Annotated in this window: 21 protein-coding genes; 9 read left to right on the forward strand and 12 right to left on the reverse strand. The window is 71.5% G+C overall.

Annotated elements, in window-relative coordinates; genetic code table 11:
* Nucleotides 1–8: 8 nt before the first annotated feature.
* From KOI35_RS14790 to KOI35_RS14805, 4 genes are all read right to left on the reverse strand, one after another.
* Nucleotides 9–227, reverse strand: coding sequence for a hypothetical protein (locus tag KOI35_RS14790; protein WP_215787668.1), 219 nt, complete (start codon nucleotides 225–227; stop codon nucleotides 9–11).
* An 18-nt stretch (nucleotides 228–245) separates the two neighbouring features.
* The gene (locus KOI35_RS14795; protein ID WP_215787670.1) at nucleotides 246–1,307 is read right to left on the reverse strand and encodes an SEC-C domain-containing protein; all 1,062 of its coding nucleotides are present in this window, start codon (nucleotides 1,305–1,307) and stop codon (nucleotides 246–248) included.
* A 48-nt stretch (nucleotides 1,308–1,355) separates the two neighbouring features.
* The gene (locus KOI35_RS14800) at nucleotides 1,356–2,330 is read right to left on the reverse strand and encodes a hypothetical protein (protein WP_215787672.1); all 975 of its coding nucleotides are present in this window, start codon (nucleotides 2,328–2,330) and stop codon (nucleotides 1,356–1,358) included.
* A gap of 108 nt (nucleotides 2,331–2,438) precedes the next feature.
* A complete protein-coding gene (locus tag KOI35_RS14805) occupies nucleotides 2,439–2,864 on the reverse strand; it encodes a PPOX class F420-dependent oxidoreductase (RefSeq protein ID WP_215787674.1) in 426 nt (141 codons plus the stop codon).
* Between the two features lie 77 nt (nucleotides 2,865–2,941).
* Here KOI35_RS14805 and KOI35_RS14810 point away from each other — a divergent pair, with 77 nt between their 5' ends.
* From KOI35_RS14810 to KOI35_RS14840, 7 genes are all read left to right on the forward strand, one after another.
* Nucleotides 2,942–3,247, forward strand: a complete 306-nt coding sequence (locus KOI35_RS14810) for a GlsB/YeaQ/YmgE family stress response membrane protein (protein ID WP_308120989.1) — start codon at nucleotides 2,942–2,944, stop codon at nucleotides 3,245–3,247.
* A gap of 38 nt (nucleotides 3,248–3,285) precedes the next feature.
* On the forward strand, nucleotides 3,286–3,750 hold the full coding sequence (locus KOI35_RS14815) for a hypothetical protein (RefSeq protein ID WP_215787677.1): 465 nt from the start codon (nucleotides 3,286–3,288) through the stop codon (nucleotides 3,748–3,750).
* A 258-nt stretch (nucleotides 3,751–4,008) separates the two neighbouring features.
* Nucleotides 4,009–4,569 carry an STAS domain-containing protein gene (locus KOI35_RS14820; protein WP_215787679.1) on the forward strand — a complete coding sequence of 187 codons (561 nt, stop codon included), beginning with the start codon at nucleotides 4,009–4,011 and terminating at the stop codon, nucleotides 4,567–4,569.
* Nucleotides 4,570–4,850: 281 nt separating this feature from the next.
* Nucleotides 4,851–5,567, forward strand: coding sequence for a tetratricopeptide repeat protein (locus tag KOI35_RS14825; RefSeq protein WP_215787681.1), 717 nt, complete (start codon nucleotides 4,851–4,853; stop codon nucleotides 5,565–5,567).
* 232 nt (nucleotides 5,568–5,799) lie between these two features.
* Entirely contained in the window at nucleotides 5,800–6,891 is a 1,092-nt protein-coding gene (locus tag KOI35_RS14830; protein ID WP_215787683.1) for an NAD(P)-binding domain-containing protein, read from the forward strand.
* Nucleotides 6,892–6,985: 94 nt separating this feature from the next.
* A complete protein-coding gene (locus KOI35_RS14835; protein WP_215787685.1) occupies nucleotides 6,986–7,486 on the forward strand; it encodes an NfeD family protein in 501 nt (166 codons plus the stop codon).
* Between the two features lie 40 nt (nucleotides 7,487–7,526).
* Entirely contained in the window at nucleotides 7,527–9,035 is a 1,509-nt protein-coding gene (locus KOI35_RS14840; protein WP_215787687.1) for a flotillin family protein, read from the forward strand.
* Here the strand turns inward: KOI35_RS14840 and KOI35_RS14845 are convergent.
* The 7 genes from KOI35_RS14845 to KOI35_RS14875 all read right to left on the reverse strand — a co-directional run bounded on the left by KOI35_RS14845 (nucleotide 9,032) and on the right by KOI35_RS14875 (nucleotide 16,565).
* A complete protein-coding gene (locus KOI35_RS14845) occupies nucleotides 9,032–10,156 on the reverse strand; it encodes a Kelch repeat-containing protein (RefSeq protein ID WP_215787689.1) in 1,125 nt (374 codons plus the stop codon). The genes KOI35_RS14840 and KOI35_RS14845 overlap by 4 nt on opposite strands.
* 49 nt (nucleotides 10,157–10,205) lie before the next feature.
* Nucleotides 10,206–10,823: a hypothetical protein gene (locus KOI35_RS14850; RefSeq protein WP_215787691.1), complete on the reverse strand. Its 618-nt coding sequence runs from the start codon at nucleotides 10,821–10,823 to the stop codon at nucleotides 10,206–10,208.
* Between the two features lie 103 nt (nucleotides 10,824–10,926).
* Nucleotides 10,927–11,913 (reverse strand): LLM class flavin-dependent oxidoreductase, encoded by a 987-nt coding sequence (locus KOI35_RS14855; RefSeq protein WP_215787693.1) that lies wholly within the window; start codon nucleotides 11,911–11,913, stop codon nucleotides 10,927–10,929.
* Nucleotides 11,910–13,112, reverse strand: a complete 1,203-nt coding sequence (locus KOI35_RS14860) for a threonine synthase (protein ID WP_215787694.1) — start codon at nucleotides 13,110–13,112, stop codon at nucleotides 11,910–11,912. Before KOI35_RS14860 ends, KOI35_RS14855 begins: the two co-directional genes overlap by 4 nt.
* Entirely contained in the window at nucleotides 13,109–14,272 is a 1,164-nt protein-coding gene (locus KOI35_RS14865) for a M24 family metallopeptidase (RefSeq protein WP_215787696.1), read from the reverse strand. Before KOI35_RS14865 ends, KOI35_RS14860 begins: the two co-directional genes overlap by 4 nt.
* The gene (locus KOI35_RS14870) at nucleotides 14,269–15,270 is read right to left on the reverse strand and encodes a TIGR03619 family F420-dependent LLM class oxidoreductase (protein ID WP_215787699.1); all 1,002 of its coding nucleotides are present in this window, start codon (nucleotides 15,268–15,270) and stop codon (nucleotides 14,269–14,271) included. Before KOI35_RS14870 ends, KOI35_RS14865 begins: the two co-directional genes overlap by 4 nt.
* Nucleotides 15,267–16,565, reverse strand: a complete 1,299-nt coding sequence (locus tag KOI35_RS14875) for a cytosine permease (RefSeq protein ID WP_215787701.1) — start codon at nucleotides 16,563–16,565, stop codon at nucleotides 15,267–15,269. The genes KOI35_RS14870 and KOI35_RS14875 overlap by 4 nt, the downstream gene beginning before the upstream one ends.
* 131 nt (nucleotides 16,566–16,696) lie before the next feature.
* Here KOI35_RS14875 and KOI35_RS48910 point away from each other — a divergent pair, with 131 nt between their 5' ends.
* On the forward strand, nucleotides 16,697–17,812 hold the full coding sequence (locus KOI35_RS48910; RefSeq protein ID WP_215787703.1) for a PucR family transcriptional regulator: 1,116 nt from the start codon (nucleotides 16,697–16,699) through the stop codon (nucleotides 17,810–17,812).
* Here the strand turns inward: KOI35_RS48910 and KOI35_RS14885 are convergent.
* On the reverse strand, nucleotides 17,772–19,787 hold the full coding sequence (locus KOI35_RS14885; protein WP_215787705.1) for an MMPL family transporter: 2,016 nt from the start codon (nucleotides 19,785–19,787) through the stop codon (nucleotides 17,772–17,774). The two genes, KOI35_RS48910 and KOI35_RS14885, sit on opposite strands and share 41 nt — an antisense overlap.
* A 73-nt stretch (nucleotides 19,788–19,860) precedes the next feature.
* Here KOI35_RS14885 and KOI35_RS14890 point away from each other — a divergent pair, with 73 nt between their 5' ends.
* Nucleotides 19,861–20,205, forward strand: a complete 345-nt coding sequence (locus KOI35_RS14890) for a PadR family transcriptional regulator (RefSeq protein ID WP_215787707.1) — start codon at nucleotides 19,861–19,863, stop codon at nucleotides 20,203–20,205.
* Nucleotide 20,206 lies beyond the last annotated feature (1 nt).

The following is a 20,206-nucleotide window of genomic DNA, read 5'->3' on the forward strand; positions in this document are numbered from 1 at the left end:
ATTTCCGGTCAGCGGTGGATGACCCCGACGAAGACGGCTCCGTTGTCGGCTGATTTCTCCAGCTCCCGGCCGACCCAGCCGTTCACCGCCATGATCACGCCGCCGCACACGACGACCAGCAGGATCGCCAGGGCGACCAGCCACCAGCCGTCGGTGCGGCGTTTCTCGGGCACGCTGTCGTCCGGCTCCTGATAAGGAACCAGCGGCTCCTCATCAGGAACACTCACCGACAAAGCGTATCGAACTTACCGGCGCGAACGCGGCAAGCAGCACTTCTTGTACTTCAGGCCCGATCCGCACCAGCAGACACCGTTGCGCTCCGGCGGCCACGGGATCTGGCCGGCGCGGGTGCCCTGCTGAGCGGCGTAGCCCGACCGGACCTTGGCGTCGGACGGGTCGGTGTCGGTGCCGGCGAACCCGGTCAGCCCGGTCACCGTGCCGGGCAGCACGGTCAGGCCGGTGCGGCCCGCGTTGGTCAGCCGGACCAGCTCACGTTCGAGAATGCCCCGGTGCTCGTCCCAGTCGGCGCCGTAGGCGGAGGCCAGCGCCGGCCACGTCTCGATCAGCTTGCTGTGCTCGGCCCGGGGCCAGAACAGCAGGTCGACTGTCGCCACGGCCGGCTCGACGTTCGCCAGCCGGGTCTCGAGGCGCTCGGCCAGGTTGTCGTGCGTGTCGTGCTGCAGGCCCAGCGCGTGCCGCAGGCGGTGCCGCTGCTGCAGCAGGAAGAACGCGACGCCGGCGTCCTCGGCCGTGGCCGGTTCGGACGACGCGGACCGGGGAGCCGAGGTCGACACCGGTGCGATCGAGGTCGCACCCTGCGGGCCCGGGGCGGACGACGCCGAGGGGGAGGGCAGTGCCTCCTTGACCGCCTCGGTCAGCCACTGCTCGGCCAGCCGCGCCTGCCCACCGGCGGCCAGGGCGGCCGTGATGTACGCCGACGCGTCGCCGTGCTGGGTCAGCAGCGGGCGCAGCGGCTCGAGGTCGGCCATCGCCTCCTCCGGCCGCCCGGCCCGGAACAGGATGCGCGCCCGCAGGGCTTTCGCACCCCCGGCCTGGCTGTCGTCGCGGGACCCGTACGCCTCCACGGCCCGTTCCGCGTAGCGCAGGGCCGCGTCGAACTTCGACCGGCTCTCCGCGATCTCGGCGGCGAGCGCGAGGGCGTACCCCGCGTCGTCCTTGTCGGCCAGTCGTCCGGCCTCGGCCGCATCCGCCAGCTCGGCGGCCACGCCGAGCGGGTCGGCCGCGCCGAGCGCGGACTGCCGGATATCAGTGAGGTCCGCGCTGGTCAGCTCCGTCTTCAACACCACGCCGAAACCGTACAACCCGCGCCGCACTCACCGCTGTTGATCTGAGTCTCAGTTTGTGAACACGCCCGCGGCCCGGGCGACGCGGACCCGCCGCCACGCGAACCAGATCAGCCACACCGCACCCGCGGTGAAGATCGCGTTGCCGATCAGGTCGATCGTGACCGCGGCCGCGCCGACCGGGGACTCGGCGAACGAGTGCCACGCGTACGTGAGCAGCGCCCCCGCGCCGATCGCCAGGTAGTGCCGCTCGTCCCAGCCGTCGCGGGCCGACCAGCGCGCGATCAGCACCAGATAGACGGCGACGTCGACCACCCACACGGCTACACCGGCCCAGGTCGGCAGGTCGACCAGCGTCAGTCCCTGGAACACCCCGCCGGCCACCAGCGTGGCGATCAGGACAGTCCGGGGTGCGGGAGCGGCGCCGGGGAGCGACAGCCGGGGCGGGCGGACCAGGAGACCGGCCGCCACCAGAAGAACCACGATGACACCGGTGACAGCGAACTGCCCGGCCGTGGCGGTGTAGGGCCACTGTGACATGTTGATCGCGGTGCTGATGGCGATGCCCGCCGCGAACATGACACCGGTGATAACCAGCCCGGTCCGGCCGAGCCACGGCGTCGTGCGCCACTCACCCGCGACCGCCTCCATGATCAGGATCGACGCGCTGATGCTCCAGAACGTATGCAGCCCCAGCACATAGATCGTCCACGGAATCGCGATGCCCAGCGCCGGCACGAACCCGTCGACCAGCAGATGCGCGTCGGCATAGTCCGGGTTGAAGAGCGACTGCGTGGTCAGACCTTCTTCCAGTACGGCGAAAGCCAGCCCCAGGACGACGATGCCGGCCCACCCCAGTCCCCGCCGGCGCACCAGCTCGCGGATGAGCAGAGCGCCCCCACCGTAGAAGGGGGCGAGCACCAGCGCCGCCGGCAGGAAGGTGATCGGCAGGTTGCCCAGCAGGAACTCGGCCACGAGCGGGGCCACGAAGAACAACCCGGCAGCAGGAGCGATCCGACGTCTCATACCTCTACTGGACCGCTTCGCCGCCGCCCGCACGTGGGCCGGACAGCCGAGATCGGCCGTGACAAATGTCAGCCCGCACCGGGCCGGGCAGACCGGCCCGGGACGCGGTCAGCGCATGCTCTGCCCGTACACCTTCTCGACGTGCAGGACCAGCAGCACCCGCCGGTCCGAGACCATCACCGACCGGTACTCGGCCCAGTCCGGGTGCTCGCCGGCCGCCCGGCGGTAGTAGTCGACCAGCGCGTCCACCTCGGGCCCGTCCGGGTCGGTGGACGGGCCGACGAGCTCGGCCGCACCCTCCGCGGTCGCCCACGCGTAGCCCTCGGGGTGCGTCACCTCGAGCGCCGCCCGCGGATCACGGCGCAGGTTGGCCGTCTTGGCGCGGCCCTCGGTGACCGACACATAGATGCGTTCGGCCTCGCGGTCGTAGAACGGGGTCACCGGCGAGAGCTGCGGCAGCCCGCCGGCCTTGATGGTGGCGAGCACGCCGAGGCGGCTCTCGGCGAGCAGGGCACGGGGATCGAAGTTCGTCACGCGTTCATTCTGCCTCGCCGGGCGGGCTTCGACAGGGCCCGTTACCCTGCTTGAACGCTGACGTGGGAGGGAAAAGAGTGCAGCCTGAGGATTATGTGGCGGCGATCGTGTTCGGGGCTGTCATCGGTGTCATCGCCCGGATCGTTCTGCCCGGCCGCCAGCGGATCGGGATCATCCTGACCGTACTGATCGGCATGGGCGCGGCGGTGGCCGGCACCTGGGCCGCCGACCGGTGGGATCTGCACAGCGACAAGACGTTCGAGCTGGTCAACCGTACGTTCGACTGGCTCGTGCTGGGCGTGCAGGTGGGCATCGCGGTCGTCGGTGTCGCGATCGCGGCGCTGCTGGCCCGGGCGTTCGGCACCGATCGCGACGTCGACTAACCCTTCAGTCGCCTCGACGACTGCCGACAGTGTGCGGCATGCGTCCGTCTCGAACACGACCATGGCTGTGGGCCGCCGTCGCCCTGGTGCTCATCGCCGGCGTCGCGCTGGTCACGTCGTACGGGAAAAGCTCGGACGTCGAAGACACCGGTGTCAAGAGCGGTTCCTTCGGTACGCCGGTGACCCGCGACGGTCTCCTCGAGTACACGCTGAGTGCGCCGATCTGCACCGCGACCGCCTGCACGGCCGGCATCACGGTGCACAACGTGAGCGATGTCGCGCGTAAGCCCGGGATCGCGTTCGCCACCGCCTACGACGCCCGCGGCGCCGAACACCTCATCGACGCCGTCGCCGAGATCCGCGGCAACACGGCGCTGCTCGACGACCTGGCGCCCGGCGCGCAGATCACCGACCGGCTGATCTACGCGATGCCGGCGATCAGCTCGCTGCTGTTGCGCGAGACCCCCGGCTCGCCCGGCATCAGCTTCGCCGTCGCCGGCTGACGCGTTCGCCGGCTGAGGCACGCCGCCGGTTGCCTGCCCTGGGCCGGAGGTGACGCGGGTTGCGTTGTCCTGCGCGGGAGGTGACGCGGGTTGCGTGGTCCTGGGCCGAGGCGCGTCGCTGCGGGCTGATCGGTGTGCGCCCGCTGGATGATCCGCAAGCGACGCCCCGATGTCACCGGACCGTCATGTTCCGGGGCATGCCTTGCGACATCCCGCGGCCACGCTGGATCTCACGACGGACTGCGATGGGGTGACCACATGACCGCAGGCGTGCACGCTGCCGGCGTCCAACTGATCTGCGACGAGTGCGACACCACGACGGTGGCCGGCGGTGGCCCGATGGACCGGGACGCGGTCTCCGGCGCGGTCGCCGGTACCGACTGGACCGGCTCGCCGTTCGTCGGCGGAGTCCACCGCTGCCCCGACTGCAGCGGCGGCGGAGGCAGCCCCGAACTGGCGCCTCTGGGCATCGCCCCCACCGAGGTCTCGATCGCGGTCACCGACCCCGCGGTCATCGTCCGCGTCACCGGTGACATCGATATGCACCTCGTCGCCGAACTTCGCTCCACACTGGACAGCGCCGTCGCCTTGCGGCCGTTCGTCATCGTCGACCTCACCGCCGCCCGCAGCGCCGACGCCGCCGGCCTGGGCGTTCTGATCCGTTCCCGCCGCGAGGCCCGCCGGCAGCGGGGCGACCTGGTCGTGGTGGCGTCCCGCGAGTTCAGCCGCGGCCAGCTGCGGGCCCGGCGCCCGCACGTGCCGCTGCGCACCTACGAGACCGTGCCTCAGGCCATCACCGCCGCGCTGGGCCGGTCCTGATGCGGGCGCGCTGCACCCCCGAGCAGCCGAGCTGGTGGGGCTGGCGGCTGTTCTCCGGCCTCCCGCCGCACGGTTTCTGCCCGCGGGACAGCGCGCGCCGCCCCCAGCTCCACAGCCGGCGCCGCCGCCGCTAGCGCACACCGCCCCCAGCCCCACGGCCGCCGCCGCTAGCGCGCACCGGCCCCAGCCCAACGGCCGCCGCCGCTGACGCGTGCCACCACAGCCGACGCCGCCAGCTCGCGCTGGACGCAACCCGACGCCGGCGCCGTTAATCTGCCGCCATGGGTTTCAGTGAGCGGGTGCGGTCGGCCTTCCGGCGCGGGGACAGCGACGACGTGGTCGAGATGAGCGAGGCCGAGATCGCCCGGGCCCAAGCCGCCGGTGACATGGCCGGCGAGGTCGAGGCCCGCTACAGCCTGGCCCGGGTCGCGATCCGCGACGGCGAACTGGAACTCGGCGAGGTCCGCGCGCGCGAGGCCCTCGAGGTCGCCCTCCGATCGGGTGACCGCAGCCTCGAGGAACGGCCCCGGCACGTGCTGGCCGCCGTCGCGCGGATGTCCGGCGACCTCGTCCGGGCCCGCGGGCTCTACCTCGAAAGCATCGCCGTCAACGATGCCCTGGGTCGCCCCGAGGCGGTCAACGGCGAGTACCACAATCTCGCGTTCGTCGAGCTCGGACTGGGCAACCTCGACGAGGCCCGCCGCCTTTTCGCCGAGGGACGTGAGCGCGTCCTCGGCAACGGGTGGACCAGCTTCGTCCCGTACGTGTGCCTCGCCTCGGCCGCCCTGGCCGAAGCCGAGGGCGACCACGCGCGGGCGGCGCTGATGACCGGTGTCACCGACGTCGCGTTCCTGGCGATCGGCCAGGTGCCCGACCCCGACGACGCCAAAGACCTTGCTTCCGTACGCGCGTCCGCCCTCGCGGCCCTCGGCCCCGAGGCGTTCGCCCAGCAGTGCGCCCGCGGCCAGTTGCTGGACCCGCGCGACGCCCTGGCCTGAGTGCTGCTCGCGCGAGGTGAGCTGCTGGATCCGCGCGACAGCCCCGGTCCGAGTTCTGACCGGGCCACGCGCACGGTCCGGATCGCCTCGAGCGGGGCCGACGGGGGCGAGCACGAATGAAGGCGGTCGTGGTCGACGCCGGCCGCGACCGTCAGGTGCGTCTCGTAGTGCGCCACGGCCCGAATGGTGACGCCCGGGAATAGCGGTCGCCGACCGATGCGTTCGGGAGATCGTGACGGAGAGAACGGCCACCGTGGTGGTGATCGGAAGCGGTCAGTCCGGCCTGTCCGCGGCCTACCACCTGGCTCGGCGCGGATTCGTCAGCGCGCTCGCGCCGCACCACGACACGGACGACACGTTCGTGGTGCTGGATGCGAACGCCGCGCCCGGTGGGGCCTGGCAGCACCGCTGGGAGTCGCTGCGGATGGCCACCGTCAACGGCATCTTCGATCTGCCGGGCCTGGCCAAACCGCCGCTCGACGACGCCGAGCCCAGCCGGACGGCTGTTCCGCGCTACTTCGCCGACTACGAGCGGACGTTCGCGCCGCCGATCCTGCGTCCGGTCACGGTTTCCGCCGTGCACGACAAGGGTGACGGCGGGCTGGTCGTCGAGTCGAGTGCCGGGCGGTGGCACGCCCGGGCGATCATCAACGCCACCGGCACCTGGACCAACCCGCTGCGGCCGCACTATCCGGGGCAGGAGACGTTCGCCGGACTGCAGCTGCACACCTCGGACTACGTCTCGGCCGAGCGGCTCGCCGGGCGACGGGTGGCGGTCGTCGGGGGCGGGATCTCGGCCGTCCAGCTGATCGACGAGATCTCGCGGGTGGCGACCACGTTCTGGTACACGCGCCGCGAGCCGGTCTTCCGCGAGGGCGAGTTCGAACCCGAGGTGACCGGGCGCGACGTGATCGCCCGGGTGACCGCCGACGTCGAGGCGGGCCGGCCGTCGCGCAGCATCGTGTCGTACACCGGGCTGATCTGGACCCCGTACGCGCGGGCGGCCTACGAACGCGGGGCCCTGAACCGGCGGCCCATGTTCACCGCGATCGAACCCTACGGCGTACGGGAGAACGACGGCTCCTTCACCACGGTCGACACGATCCTGTGGGCGACCGGGTTCCGCCCGGCGCTGTCCCATCTCGACCCGCTCGGGCTGCGCAACGAGGCCGGCGGCATCCGCCTGATCGGCACCCAGGTCGCCGCCGACCCGCGCGTGCACCTGATCGGTTTCGGTCCGTCGCAGTCGACCGTCGGCGCCAACCGGGCCGGTCGTGAGGCCGTCGCCGCCATCGTCAGGCTGCTGCGGACATCCTCCCGGTAGCGCGGGCCCGCCCCTTGTCCGGATGCGGCCGCTGTGAGGAAGCTGGCAACGCTGCACTACCCTGATCCCGTAGTTCCGACAGGAAGGCGGGCCGATGGAAACGACGGTCTTCCTTGTGTTCGGCGGTGTCGGGGTGGCGCTGCTCGCACTCGCCCTGCTCGGCGGTGAGCTGCTCAGCTTCCTGCATTTCGGCGACGGCCCGGTGTCCCTCGAAGTGGTGGCCGGCTTCCTCGGCGCGTTCGGGTTCGCCGCGGCGATCGCCTCCGAACTGGGCGCCGGCCCGATCGGCGCCGCGGTCATCGGACTGGTGGCCGCCGCCCCCGCCGCCTGGCTCACCCTGCGGCTCTCGCGCGCGGCCCGCACGATGGCCACCGACGCCACGCCCACCCGGCACGACCTGGTCGGCACGCTCGGCGTCATCGTCACCGCGGTCCCGGCCGGCTCCGGCTACGGCGAGGTCCGCGTCCTGCTCGGCGGTCAGCCGGTCAAGCTCAACGCCCGCGCCCAGCAGCGGATCGAGGCCGGCGCGCAGGTGTTCGTCATCGAGGCGCCGTCCGACACGAGCGTCGTGGTCGAGCCGACACCCGGCCCCTGAACTTCAGTAAGCGAAACACAACCCTGGAAAGGGGTTCACCATGTCACCTGTCCTGATCGCAGTCGGCGGCGCCGTCCTGCTCATCGTTCTGATCGTCCTGTTCGTGCTGTCCCGCATCAAGGTGGCCGGCCCGAACGAGGCGTTCATCATCACCGGTCGCAAGGGCCGGGTGACCCAGTCGGCCGACGGCACCAGCACCACCGACCTGTCCGGGCAGAAGGTCGTCATGGGCGCCTCGGTGTTCGTGCTGCCAGTCGTGCAGAAGCTGCAGTCGCTCGACCTGTCCAGCCGCCGCATCGACGTCAGCATCAAGGGCGCGGTGTCCAAGCAGGGCATCCGTACGGAACTGCACGGTGTGGCGATCGTCAAGGTCGGCGGTAACGAGGGCGCCATCCGAGCCGCCGCGCAGCGTTTCCTGCAGCAGCAGAACGAGATCGAGCAGTTCACCCGCGAGGTGCTGGCCGGTGCGCTGCGCTCGATCGTCGGCCGGCTGACGCTCGAGGAGATCATCCGGGACCGGGCCGCGTTCGCCAGCGCGGTGGCCGAGGAGGCCGAGCACTCGATGACCAACCAGGGTCTGGTGCTCGACACGTTCCAGCTCCAGGACATCCTGGCCGAGGGTTCCTACCTGCAGGACCTGGGCCGTCCCGAGGCCGCCCGTGTGCTCAAGGACGCCGCCATCGCCGAGGCCCGGGCCCGGCAGGCCGCGGAGCAGGAGCGGCTGCTGGCCGAGGAGGCGATCGCCGAGGCGCAGCGGAACCTGTCGCTCAAGCAGGCCGGCATCCAGGCCGAGATCGACGCGGCCAAGGCGAAGTCGGCCGCGGCCGGCCCCCTCGCGCAGGCCGAGCGGGACCAGCAGATCCTGGCCGAGCAGCAGAAGGTGGCCGAGCGCAACGCCGAGCTCAAGCAGCGCCAGCTCGACACCGAGGTGCGCAAGCCGGCCGACGCCCAGCGCTACAAGGTCGAGCAGGAGGCCGAGGCCGCCCGCGCCGCTGCCGTGCTCAACGCCGACGCCCAGCGCCAGGCCGTCATCGCGGCCGCCCAGGCCTCGGCCGAGCAGGCCCGTCTGACCGGTGAGGGCGAGCGCGCCCGCCGCGCCGCGCTGGCCGAGGCCAACGCGATCGAGGGGGCCAAGGAGGGCGAGGCCGAGCAGCGCCGGCGGTCCGCGATCGCCGAGGCGATCGAGCGCGAGGGTGCCGCCGAGGCGGCCGCGATCCTGGCCAAGGGCGGGGCCGAGGCCGAGGCGATGGCCCGCAAGGCCGAGGCGTTCTCCGCGTACGGCGAAGCGGCCGTGCTCGACCTGCTCGTCCGGGTGCTGCCGCAGGTCGTCGAGGCGGCCGCGGCCCCGATGGGCGCGATCGACAAGATGACCGTCATCTCCACCGACGGCGCGTCGTCGCTGACCAAGTCGGTCGCCAGCAATGTGGCTCAGGGCCTGCAGCTGGGCACCGACCTGACCGGCATCGACCTGGCCGGGCTGCTCGGCAAGCTGGGCGCGACCAAGTCGGTCAACGGCACCACCCCCGAGCTCGAGACCGAGAAGAGCTAAGGGGTCCAGATCCACGTCGCGTTGGTCAGGGTCTGATCGTTCCGGGCGCCACCGAACACCAGCATGCGCGCGCCGGCAGCCACTACTGTGGGGCTGCCGGCGCTGTCGTTCACGGGCGGGCGCGGCAGCGTGCGCCACGAGCCGGTTCTGGTGTCCAGCACCGAGCCGGCCACGTCGAGATAGAGGGCATCGGTGCCGTCGTGGACGCCGGCCACCCGCTCCGGCGGGTCCGGCAGGGGAGTCCAGGCGCCGTTCGAGGGGCGGACGATGCCCCCGTCCGGATAGCTCCGGCCCCAGCCGTTGATCCGGCCGCCGTCCGCGCTGCTGGGCAACGGGTTGACCAGGCGGTCGCCGGTGACGAACCACGGACCGGTCGACAGCATCGGCGCCTCGGGCAGCGTCCGCCACCCGCCGCTGGTCAGGTCGAGCACCGCGCCCCGGGTGAGGGCCGGCCCGTCGGCGCCGGGGTTGGGCACCAGCTTGTGGTCGAACAACGCGACCTCCCGCCCGGTCCACACCATTGTCCGGTCCCAGGCGGGGCCGAGTGGGTCGGCAGGAAGGGCGGACCATTTTCCCGTACGGACGTCGAGCACCTGATCCACGAGAGGCCTGAGCTCGTCGGTGCCCGCGTACGCGATCAGCCGTTCGCCGGCGGCCACGAGCCGGTAGCCGTCGTCGCTGTCGAACGGGGCCGGAAGCCGTTTCCACGAATCCCCGTCGACGTCGTAGACGAGGATCTCGCGCTTGGATCCGTACGGGAGAAGGAAGGCCTTGGATCCGACCACCGCACCGAAAGCACCGAGCACGGGAACTGGGGCGGTCCTGAGCGGGCGCCAGCGGTTCGTGTCGGGGTCGAGGGCGGCGGAGTCGGAGAGCGGGGTCGGGTCCATCGCGCAGCTCGACGTGTCCGAGCACGGTGGCAGGTCACTGCCGCCGAAAAGTAGCACCTCGCGGCCGGTCCACAACCCGAGCGCCTGATCCCGCGGGCTGAGCGGGCTGCCGGTCACCTCACGCCAGCCCGCTTCCACGGCCGCGGCTGTCACTTCCTTCTCGGAGGGCTGAGCACATGCCCCCACCAGCACGATCGAACACAACGCCGCGCCGAGCATCCCCGTTCTCATGCCCCTGAGACTGCGGCAAGGGGCCCGGGGTTCCTACGACACCGGCTTTCTAGGAAGTGGCGCCGCGGTCGACGAAGCTGTAGGAACCGCGCGGCCCGCCGTCGCCGAGCTCCTGGATGTAGAGCTCCGACCCGTCGTTACGCACCTGCACGGCACCGTACTTCTCGTTGGTGATGGTGTGGGTCGGACGGCCCTGGTCGTCCTTCTTCCCGTTGGCGGTGATCCGGAACAGGGTGGTCTCGTTCTCGGCACACTTCACCGTGCCGACCCCGACCGGCTCCTCCCGGGTGTCGGCGCGGACGCACCATTCGCCGCCCTCCTCGCGGGCCCGCAGCGCCTGGATCAGGTACTGACCCTCGCCGGTCCTGGCCGGAACCAGCCGGAACCGTGCGCCGTCGTCGGTGCCGTCCCCGATCGCGATCGGCCCCTCGTAGGTGGCACTCCAGTCCTTGTCGTCCTCGGCGATGTGGATCAGGGCCTGCCGCTTCCCGGCCAGGATGTCCTCGACCGGCGCAACCGCCGCCGAGGAGGGGGCCGACGAGGGGGAGCCAACCGCGGTTGACGCCGGGGCGGCGGCCGGCGCAGGTTCTTCGGACGTTCCGCAGGCCTGCAAGGTCAGGGTGAGGGCGACGACGGAGCCGGATGTGAACACGCGAGCTGAACGCACGGGCTGGAGATCCTCCCAGGTCGGTAGCACTGACGTTGTCAGGCGGTACCCGGTCTCGCCTCGCGAGACACATCAGACTCGGAGTTGCCTTGGTCAGCGGGCTCTAGGCTTTTGAGTCGCGACCTCGCTCCGAGGACAGTCGCTCGGCGACCAGCTGCGCCATTCGCAGCGTCTCGACCGGGTCTACCGCCGGATCGTCGCGGATCACGGCCACGTCGAGGCCGGCGTCGGCCAAGCGGGACAGGCCGTGGGCCACGTCGTCCGTGGTGCCGGCGACCGCCACCTCGTTCAGCAGCTCGTCGGTGACCAGGTCGGTGCGCGGCGAACCGCTCAACCAGCCCGCCCGGAACTGTGCCGCCAGATCGGGCGACACCCCGGCCTGCCGGGTGATCAGGTGGTCGCCGTGGACGCCGAGGAACTGGGCCACCATCGGCCGCAAGCGGGCGCGGGCGGCCGCCGGGTCGTCGTCGACGGCGATGCCTACGTAGGCCGACAGCTCGGAGGACGGCCCGGCCCGGTCGCGCACCCAGCGGACGTATCCGGGTCCGGCCAGGATGGACAGCAGCAGGCCGTCGGCCATCGCGCCGCCCCGGGTGATGGCGCGTGGTCCCTTGACGCCGAGCACGATCGGCGGGCCGGTGCGTACGGGACGGAAGGAAAGCTTGGTGTCGACCCGGAAGAACTCGCCCTGGAAGTCGACCGGGGAACCGGTCAGCAGCTGCCGGATCAGGTCGACGGATTCCAGGGTGCGGGCGAGGGGCCGGTCGAACGGGATGCCCATCCGGTCGGTCATCCAGTGCTGGTTGCTCGCACCCAGGCCGAGCACCGCCCGGCCGCCGCTCAGCTCGTCGAGGGTGGCGAACTCCATCGCGGTCAGCGCCGGATGCCGGGTCCACGGGTTCACCACGCCGAGACCGATGCGCACCGACCCGGTGCGGGCGGCCACCGCCCCGGCCAGCGCGAACGCCCCCCGCTCGAAGTAGTCCTCGGTCAGCCAGACGTCGTCGAAACCGGCCTCCTCGGCGGCGACGGCGGCCCGCACCGCCCCGGCCGAGTCGCGATGCCCCGAGATCGAGAAGGCCAGCCTCATCGCAGAACCTTGTCCAGAGCGACGATCGAGGGCTCGATGACGGGCACCGGGGGCAGGACCGAGGCCGTCGCGCCGACGTCTTTGAGCCCGGTCGATGTGCCGATGACCACGGCCGTCTCGTCCGGAGCGAGCCCGGCCTTGCGCAGCGCCACCACGGCCGTCACGCTCGATGCCTCCAGGTAGATGCCCGCGGACGAAGCGAGCTCGAGCTGGGCGGCCAGGATCTCGTCGTTGTCCGGGGTGGCGATGGCCGCGCCGTTGCTGCCGCGCAGAGCGGCCAGGCTCTGCCGGGTGCCGAACGGCGACGCCGTCGAGAAGGCCACCGACGGCCCCACCGGCACCGGACCGGCACTGTCCGCGCCCCGGGCCAGGGCGTCGGCGAGCGGCCCGAACGGCTCGGCCGCGATCAGCCGCGGCACCCGCTCGATCACCCCGAGGGTGGCCAGGTCGGCGAATCCGCGGGCGATGCCGGACAGACCGTCCCCGTACGCGACCGGCACCACCACGACGTCCGGCGTCACCGGCAGCTGCTCGATCAGCTCGTAGGCGATGGTCTTGTAGCCGTCCACGCCGTACGGGTGCGAACCGGCCGGCGGGTCCGCGTAGCCCGACATCGCCATCCAGCCGCGTTCCCGCACCAGCTCGCGCATCAGATGCCAGCGGTCGGCCGGTTTCGGCAGGGCGACCACCTCGGCCCCGTACGCCTGCATCAGCGTCTTCATCGTGGTCGGCACCGAGGCCAGCGTCAGCACCACGCAGCGCAGCCCGGCCCGCGCGGCGTACGCGGCGACGGCGGCACCATGGTTGCCGGTGCTCGCCACCACCACCGTCCCGGCGCCCGACTCGACCGCCTTGGTCATCGCCACCGCGGCCAGCCGATCCTTGTACGACCAGGTCGGATTGCGGCTCTCGTCCTTGATCCACACACGCTGAGGGCCCGGCAACGAGACGACCGGCGTGTTGCCCTCACCGAGGCTGACCGGCGTGACCTCGCCGGACAGCGGCAGCAGCTCGCGATAGCGGAAGATCCCGGGCTGGCTGCGGTCGACCGGCAGGTTGCCGAGCCCGCGCAGGTCGTAGGCGGGCAGCACGTTGGCTCCCGGGCACTGCGGGCATCCGGCGCCGATCAGCTGCGTCGCCGGCTCGGCATAGGAGGTGCCGCAGAAGACACAGACCAGGCTTCCCGCGTACGCCGTCACGCCGGCACCACCAGCAGGTCCCGCTCCCCGGAGCAGAGCATCTCGTACCCGTCCCCGGTGATCACCACGGTGTCCTCGACCATCATGCCGCCCCACCCCAGCTCGTAGTACGGCGTCTCGAAACAGAACGTCATCCCGGCCCGCAGCGGCGTGTCCCCGCCCGGCGCGATGATCGGTGGCTCGTAGATGGACAGCCCGATCCCGTGCCCGCAGTGCTGCCGCCGGTAGCTCGGCACGCCGGCCCCGGTCGCCTCGAACCCGAGCCGGAACAGTTCGCCGGCCGTGATGCCGGGCCGGGCCGCTTCGAGCTGGGCCTGCTCGCCCGCGTGCACCGCGGCGTACACCTCCCGTTGTCGCGCGGAGGGTTCGCCCAGGACGGCCGTGCGCCCGATGTCGGACCAGTAGCCGTCGACCACGCAGCCGACGTCGAACCGCGCGGTCTCGCCCGGCCGCCAGGCCCGCTCGGTCGGCACCACGTCGGCCAGCGCGCTGCGCTCTCCGGTGGTCGCCACGATGAACCGGGGGTCGGCCCCGCCCGCGCTCATCGTGGCCGAGATGACCTCGGCCAGTTCCCGCTCGGTGGTGCCGGGCCCAGCACCGGCCAGTGCCGCCCCGACCGCCGCCTCGCACAGCCGGGCCGCGTAGCGCAGCAGCGCCACCTCGTCCGGCAGCTTGATCATGCGGGCCTCGGTGGCCAGGGTGGTCCCGGTCTCCCGGGCGACCCGCGTGCCCGGCGGGAGCTGCCCGAGCGCGGTCTCGAGGGCCGTCTCCAGATCAGGGTGGCGGTCGGCCATCCGGGTCAGCGCCTCATCCGGAGCGGCGGCCTCCACATAGAACCGCCCGAACGGCACCAGCCGCTCGACCGGGATGCCGGACGCGGCCGCGGCCGGGGCGTCGGCCGCCGTGCAGACCAGCCACAAGTCGTCGCCGGTGACGATCGCGGCCATGCGGTGGGTGCGAAAGACCTGGCCCGGCATGCTGCGATAGCCGGTCGCGTACAGGATGCTCTCGGGCTCGGTCAGCACGATCGCGTCGAACGGCGCGCCGGCCAGTCCGGCCCGCAGCCGCCTCAACCGGTCGGCGGCCAGCTTCCCGAGGTCGATCGCGGGCCGCTCCGGCAGTGCGAACGGGCGGGTGGGCGTTTGGCCGGGCGCGGTCATCGGGCGATCACCTCGGTGCCGAACTGGGCCATCATGTCCTTCGTCTCGTCGACCGAGTCGGCCGCGAACAACAGCGCCGCCATGGTGTTCACGCCGGCCTCCTCGTGCGCCGCGACCTGCTCGGCGATGTCCTGCGGGGTGCCGATCAGATTGCGCGAGATCAGGTCGTCCACGCCCTGGTCCTTGAGTGTCGTCCTGGACAGCGACACCAGGTGGTGGAACAGCTGCGACGACTCGAACCGCCGCCACGCCTCCTCCCGGGTCGGCGCCACGCTCACGCACACCTGCAGCGCCACCTCGAAGTCGCCGGTCAGCTCCCGTCCGTGCTGCTCGGCCTCGTCACGGATGAGACCGAGACCGGACGCGGCTTCGGCGGGGGAGAGGCACGCCGGCAACCAGCCGTCGGCCAGGCGCGCGGCCCGTGACCGGCTCCCGGGCGAGTTGCCACCGCTCAGGATCGGCAGGGGCGCCTGGACGGGTTTGGGATAGCTCTCCACGTCGTCGAACTTCACCCACTTGCCCTCGTACGAGGCCCGCCGCTCGGTGAACAGCAGGCGCAGCCCGGCGATCGCCTCCTCGGCGTGTTCGCCCCGGTGCAACGGCACCCCGGGCGCCATCGCCTGGAACTCCTCGCGGTAGGCGCCGATCCCCACGCCCAGCACGGCCCGCCCGTGCGACAGGTGGTCGAGCGTGGCCACCTGCTTGGCCGCGACCACGGGGTTCCGGAACGGCAGCACCATGATCGCCGTGGCCAGCCGGACCCGCGACGTCACCGCGGCCACATAGCTGAAGTAGGCGAACGGGTCGTAGTAGCGCGGCGGGGTCTCGAAGCCGTCCCGTACGTACTTCTGGGTGGTGATGTGGTCGTTGCCCCACACCGATTCGAAGCCGGTCCGTTCCGCGTGCACGGCGAGCTCGACCGCCTGGTCGATGTCGGCGTAGGGGACGGCGTACATGAGTCCCTCGGTGCCGGTCGGGACGCCCAGTCCGTACCTCATGCGGCCGCCTTCACACGCTTGAGGCCGAGCCCGGCGATCGTGTAGAGCACGAACCCGGCCACCAGGCCCTCGATCGCGTTCACGAGCAGGAAGTCGCCGTAGTAGGCCAGGAGCGCGGCGGCGATCCAGCAGACGAGCGATTCCCACCGTACGGCGGGAAGGTTTTTCAAAGCCTCGGCCGCGTTGCGCTGGACGATCCAGAAATGCGCGATCAGCAGGCCGGCGAACGGCGGGACGACGACCCCGATGACGCCCAGGAACTTGCCGAACTGGTCGGCCACACCCAGGAACGCGATGGCCACCGCGATGACCACGGCGACGACGGTCCAGACCGGCTTCTTCAGCTTGAGCTTGAGCAGGTTGGAGGCCGAGGTGAAGGCCAGCGAGGCCGAGTAGATGTTGTTGTCGGCGGTGTTCCAGAGGGCCAGGAAGAGCAGCACGGCGGCCGGGGCGAGCAGGCCCAGGCCCTGCATGACGACCACGAAGTTGCTGTTGCCGACCTTCATGGCCGAGACGGTGGCGATGACCTCGAAGATGCCGACGCCGACGACGAAGCTGAGCACGCACGAGATGACCACATCGCGGGCCTTGAGGGCGTAGCGCTGCACGTCGGAGACGAGGGCGGCGCCGGTGACCCAGGTGGCGATGACCGAGCTGACCGCGGCCGAGAAGCCGATCGTGGCGACCGGGCTGGCGCTGAAGACCTCGCCGAAGCCGCCGTCCAGGGTGCCGATCCGGAACAGCGCGAACAGGCCGATCGCCACCTGCACCGGCACGGCGACCAGCGAGAACGTGTGCAGGCCCTTGAAGCCGAAGATCGCCGTGGTGAGGATGGCCACGGCGAACACGATGACGAAGACCGAGGAGGGAATAGCCGGGATCAGCTTGTTGACCGCGCCGCCCCAGGTGTCCATCAGCACGCCGATGAAGCCCATGGCGACCACGCCGAGCACGATCGAGACCAGGATCGAGCCGGACCGGCCGAACACCGCCCGCGACGCGAGATAGCTGGTCAGGCCGGTGCGGAAGCCGATGATGCCGATCAGCGAGGCGACCACGGCCAGCACGACGTTGCCGAGCCCGATGGCCAGCATGCCCTCGCCGAACGTGGTGCCGGCCCCGATCACGCCGCCGACCAGGAAGTTGCTGACGCTGATGTTCCAGCCGACCTGCACGACGATCAACTGGAGCAGCGGCTTGCGGCTCGAGGCCGGCACCGGGTCCAGGGCGTGGTCGTCCATGGTCGCGGCGAGATCGCCCTCGACGGCCTTGGCGGCCCGTTCATCGGTCGTCATGCTGGTCTCCTCGTTTAGCGATTCCCAACATAATGTTGAACGCGACTCGTGGAGACTACCCAGGCAGGCTGGAAGAACGGCGGTCACTTCTTGTGGACATCCCACAACGAGCACAACTTCTTCTCAGTCGTGTGAACGATCTCGCTCAGGTTCTGGTCACCGATGTTTGGCGCCAGTTACCCGGATATGACGAGGACCGCATGGACCTCGCCGACCTGGCCGGCGCGATCACCCCCAACGTCCGGACCATGCTGCTCTGCGTGGCCGAGCACCGGCGGCCGGCGCCGGAGGAACTGACCACGGCGGCCGAGCTGGGGGAGCGGCGGGCCATCCAGGGCGTGCCGATCGAGGCGGTGGTGACGTCGTGGCACCGGGCCGAGCGCGAGGTCTTCTCGTGGCTGGCCACGGTGGCCGCCCCGCTGACCCCGGACGAGCACCGGCAGGTGACCCGCGACCTGGCCGCCGCGATCGATCTGATGACCACCACGTCGACCGAGGCCTACCGCCGCGCCCGTACGGAGGTGGCGGCGCACCTGGAGCAGATGGCCACCGACCTGGTGTCCCGGCTGACCGGCGGCGAACTGCTCGACCCGGCCGTCATCGAGGACCGGGCCAAACTCATCGGCGTCGCCGTGCAGGGCGAACACCGGGCCTTGGCCGTACGCGGTTCGGCGCTGCTGCCCCGGGCCCAGCGCCTGGTCCTCGACGCGCTGCGCCCCCTGCTGCACAGCCGCACGGTGGTCGGCACCCGGGACGACGTGGCGGTGATCGTGACGCCCGAGGTGCCCGGCCTGATCGCCGCGCTGACCCGGGTCGTCCGCCGCGAGAACATGGTGATCGGCGTCGGCCTGCCCCGCCCCCGGTTCGGCGAGGTGGCCGGCTCGTGCCGCGAGGCGATGGCGGCGGCCGAGGCCGGACGGCGTACGGGAAACGCCGGGGTGGTGGAATTCGCCGCCGTGGCCGCCGACGTGCTGCTGCTGGAGAACCCGCTCGACGCCGGCCAGGTGGTGCGGAGCGCGCTGGGCCCGATCCTGGCCAAGCCGGCCCTGGTCGACACGCTGCGCGTCTACCTGCACAACGGCTTGTCGACCCGGGCCACGGCGGTTGCCCTGCGTCTGCACGAAAACACGGTGACCTACCGCCTGCGCCAGATCACCGAGGCCCTCGACGCCGACGCTCCGGCCGCCCTGGTGCGGGCCGACATCCTCATGGCGCTGCGCTTTCGCGAGCTGGACGGGCCGCGGTGAACAGCCGCGGCGTCCACCACGCGCGCTCGCCGAGCAGGCCCATCACGGCGGGGACGATCAGGCTGCGGATGACCAGCGCGTCCAGCAGCACGGCGGTGGCCATGCCGAGGCCCATCATCTGCAGCATGCGGTCGGGGCTGAGCAGGAACGCGCCGAAGACCACGACCATGATGGCCGCGGCGGCGGTGATCACGCTGCCGGTGGTGGCCAGGCCTTCCCGTACGGCGTGGGCGGCATCGCGCGTCCTCGTCCACTCCTCGTGCATGCGGGAGACCAGGAAGACCTCGTAGTCCATGGACAGGCCGAACACGATGGCGAAGATCATCACCGGGACGTAGGCCTCGATCGGGCCCGGTTCGGCCCCCAGCCAGCCGTTCTGGAAGACCAGCACCATCACGCCGAGCGAGGCGCCGATCGAGAGCAGGTTGAGGATCGCCGCCTTGATCGCGATCGCGATCGAGCGGAACACCAGCAGGAGCAACAACGCCGACAACCCGACGACGGCCCCGATGAACAGCGGGAACTTCGCGCTCACGGCCGAGCCGAAGTCGACGGCGGCCGCGGTCGGGCCACCCACCAGCACCCCTGAAGGCAGATCGGCGCGCAGAGCCTCGACCAGGTCGGCCGTCGCGGCGTCCTGCGGCGAGGTGGTGGGAAAGGCCAGGCTGGTGAACAGCTTCCCGTCCGCCGACGGCTGCGGTCCGGTCGCGCTCGCCACACCGGGATAGGTCTTCAAGGTCTCGTACGCGGCCGGGGCCGTCCGCTCGTCGGCCACCACCACCAGCGGGCCGTTGGCGCCCGGCCCGAACGCGCCGGCGATCAGGTCGTACGCCTGCCGGGTGGTGCTGGACGCGCTGTCGTTGCCCTCGTCGGCCAGCCCCAGCCGCATGTCGAGCGCGGGCACGCAGAGCGCGGCCAGCGCGGCGACCGCGATCAGCAGGGCCGGAACCGGACGGCGCTGCACCAGCGTGGCCCACGACCGCCAGCGGCGACCGGACTCGCGGCCTCTTTTTCGGATGCTCCGCTCCAGCCGCTTGCCGAAGATCGTGAGCAGCGACGGCAACAGGGTCAGCGAGGCCAGCATGGTCAGCAGCACGGTCAGGGTCACGCTGAGCGCCACGCCCTCGAGTGCGCTCAGCCCGAGCGTGTACAGCCCGAGGAGCGCGATGACGACCGTGGCCCCGGCGAACAGCACCGACCGGCCGGCCGTGTCGAGTGCCGTACGGCCGGCCTCCTCGCGGGACCGGCCCAGCAGCAACTCGGAGCGGAACCGCGCGAAGATGATCAGCGCGTAGTCGATGCCGACGCCGAGCCCGACCAGGATCAGCATCGGCGCCGTGTAGTCCGGAATGGTCAGCCCGTGCGAGGCCAGCCCGACCAGCCCGAACGTGGTGCCGACGGCGAACACGGCGGTGATCAGCGGCAGCGACGCGGCCAGCAGCGAGCCGAACAGGAACAGCAGGATCACCAGGGCGGCCAGCATCCCCGCGCCTTCACTCGCTCCGCCGCCGGACTCCTGGACCTCGCGGATCGCGTCGCCCGACAACTCGACCCGCAGGCCGTCCCGGTCGTGGCTGAGTCCGGTGTCGAGAATGGCCCGCTTGTCGGCCGACGGGATCAACCCCGCGGCGTCGTCCAGCACGACGGTGGCCAGGCCCACCGTTTCTGTACGGGTCTCCGGCGGCTGAACCGCCGCCACGTGCGGGAGCTTCCGCAGGTCGGCCAGCAGCGCGTCGATCTGCGCCCGGCGCGCGTCGAGCCCGGCGTCGGCCTGCACGACCACGACCACGCTGTCGCCGCGCTGCTCGGTGACGTCCATCAACTGCTGCGACTCGGTGCCCGGCAGCGAGAAGTCGTTGCGGAAATCGCTGCCCGCCGCCGACGACCCGGCCAGGATCGCGGCCAGCGCGACCACCCAGAGCGCGATGGCGGCCCAGTGATGTCGCTGGGACCAGCCCGCCAGTCGTTTCATCATGAGGTTCTCCCCGTTAAGTAGCGTGACTACATGTAGACGGCCAACATAACGGGGTCGTGTGTAGGCTGTCTACATGAAAGCCGACGCTCTCCGCGGCCACCTCGACGCCCTGATCCTGGCCACGCTCGAGCACTCGCCGCTGCACGGCTACGCGATCATCGAGGCCCTGGCCGCCCGCAGCGGCGGCGAGCTCGACCTGCCCACCGGCACGGTCTATCCGGCCCTGCGACGTCTGGAGAGCGCGGGTTACCTGCGCAGCGACTGGTCCGAGGAGACCGGGCGCCGCCGCCGGACGTACACGTTGTCCCGGGCCGGCCACAAACAGTTGGCCGCCGCCCGCAGCGAGTGGACGACGTTCTCGCGGGTCGTCGGCGGCCTCCTAGGGGGCATACCGGATGCGGGCCCGGGCTTTCCGTAGG

This window comes from Paractinoplanes bogorensis (assembly GCF_018829635.1).
Taxonomy (GTDB): Bacteria; Actinomycetota; Actinomycetes; order Mycobacteriales; family Micromonosporaceae; genus Actinoplanes; species Actinoplanes bogorensis.

What these genes read in the sequence shown, in the direction of transcription:
- KOI35_RS14800 (WP_215787672.1), bottom strand. Translation starts at nt 2,330, where the DNA reads ATGAGACGTCGGATCGCTCCTGCTGCCGGGTTGTTCTTCGTGGCCCCG.
- KOI35_RS14815 (WP_215787677.1), top strand. Translation starts at nt 3,286, where the DNA reads ATGCGTCCGTCTCGAACACGACCATGGCTGTGGGCCGCCGTCGCCCTG.
- KOI35_RS14820 (WP_215787679.1), top strand. Translation starts at nt 4,009, where the DNA reads ATGACCGCAGGCGTGCACGCTGCCGGCGTCCAACTGATCTGCGACGAG.
- KOI35_RS14825 (WP_215787681.1), top strand. Translation starts at nt 4,851, where the DNA reads ATGGGTTTCAGTGAGCGGGTGCGGTCGGCCTTCCGGCGCGGGGACAGC.
- KOI35_RS14835 (WP_215787685.1), top strand. Translation starts at nt 6,986, where the DNA reads ATGGAAACGACGGTCTTCCTTGTGTTCGGCGGTGTCGGGGTGGCGCTG.
- KOI35_RS14840 (WP_215787687.1), top strand. Translation starts at nt 7,527, where the DNA reads ATGTCACCTGTCCTGATCGCAGTCGGCGGCGCCGTCCTGCTCATCGTT.
- KOI35_RS14845 (WP_215787689.1), bottom strand. Translation starts at nt 10,156, where the DNA reads ATGAGAACGGGGATGCTCGGCGCGGCGTTGTGTTCGATCGTGCTGGTG.
- KOI35_RS14855 (WP_215787693.1), bottom strand. Translation starts at nt 11,913, where the DNA reads ATGAGGCTGGCCTTCTCGATCTCGGGGCATCGCGACTCGGCCGGGGCG.
- KOI35_RS14865 (WP_215787696.1), bottom strand. Translation starts at nt 14,272, where the DNA reads ATGACCGCGCCCGGCCAAACGCCCACCCGCCCGTTCGCACTGCCGGAG.
- KOI35_RS14870 (WP_215787699.1), bottom strand. Translation starts at nt 15,270, where the DNA reads ATGAGGTACGGACTGGGCGTCCCGACCGGCACCGAGGGACTCATGTAC.
- KOI35_RS14875 (WP_215787701.1), bottom strand. Translation starts at nt 16,565, where the DNA reads ATGACGACCGATGAACGGGCCGCCAAGGCCGTCGAGGGCGATCTCGCC.
- KOI35_RS14885 (WP_215787705.1), bottom strand. Translation starts at nt 19,787, where the DNA reads ATGATGAAACGACTGGCGGGCTGGTCCCAGCGACATCACTGGGCCGCC.
- KOI35_RS14890 (WP_215787707.1), top strand. Translation starts at nt 19,861, where the DNA reads ATGAAAGCCGACGCTCTCCGCGGCCACCTCGACGCCCTGATCCTGGCC.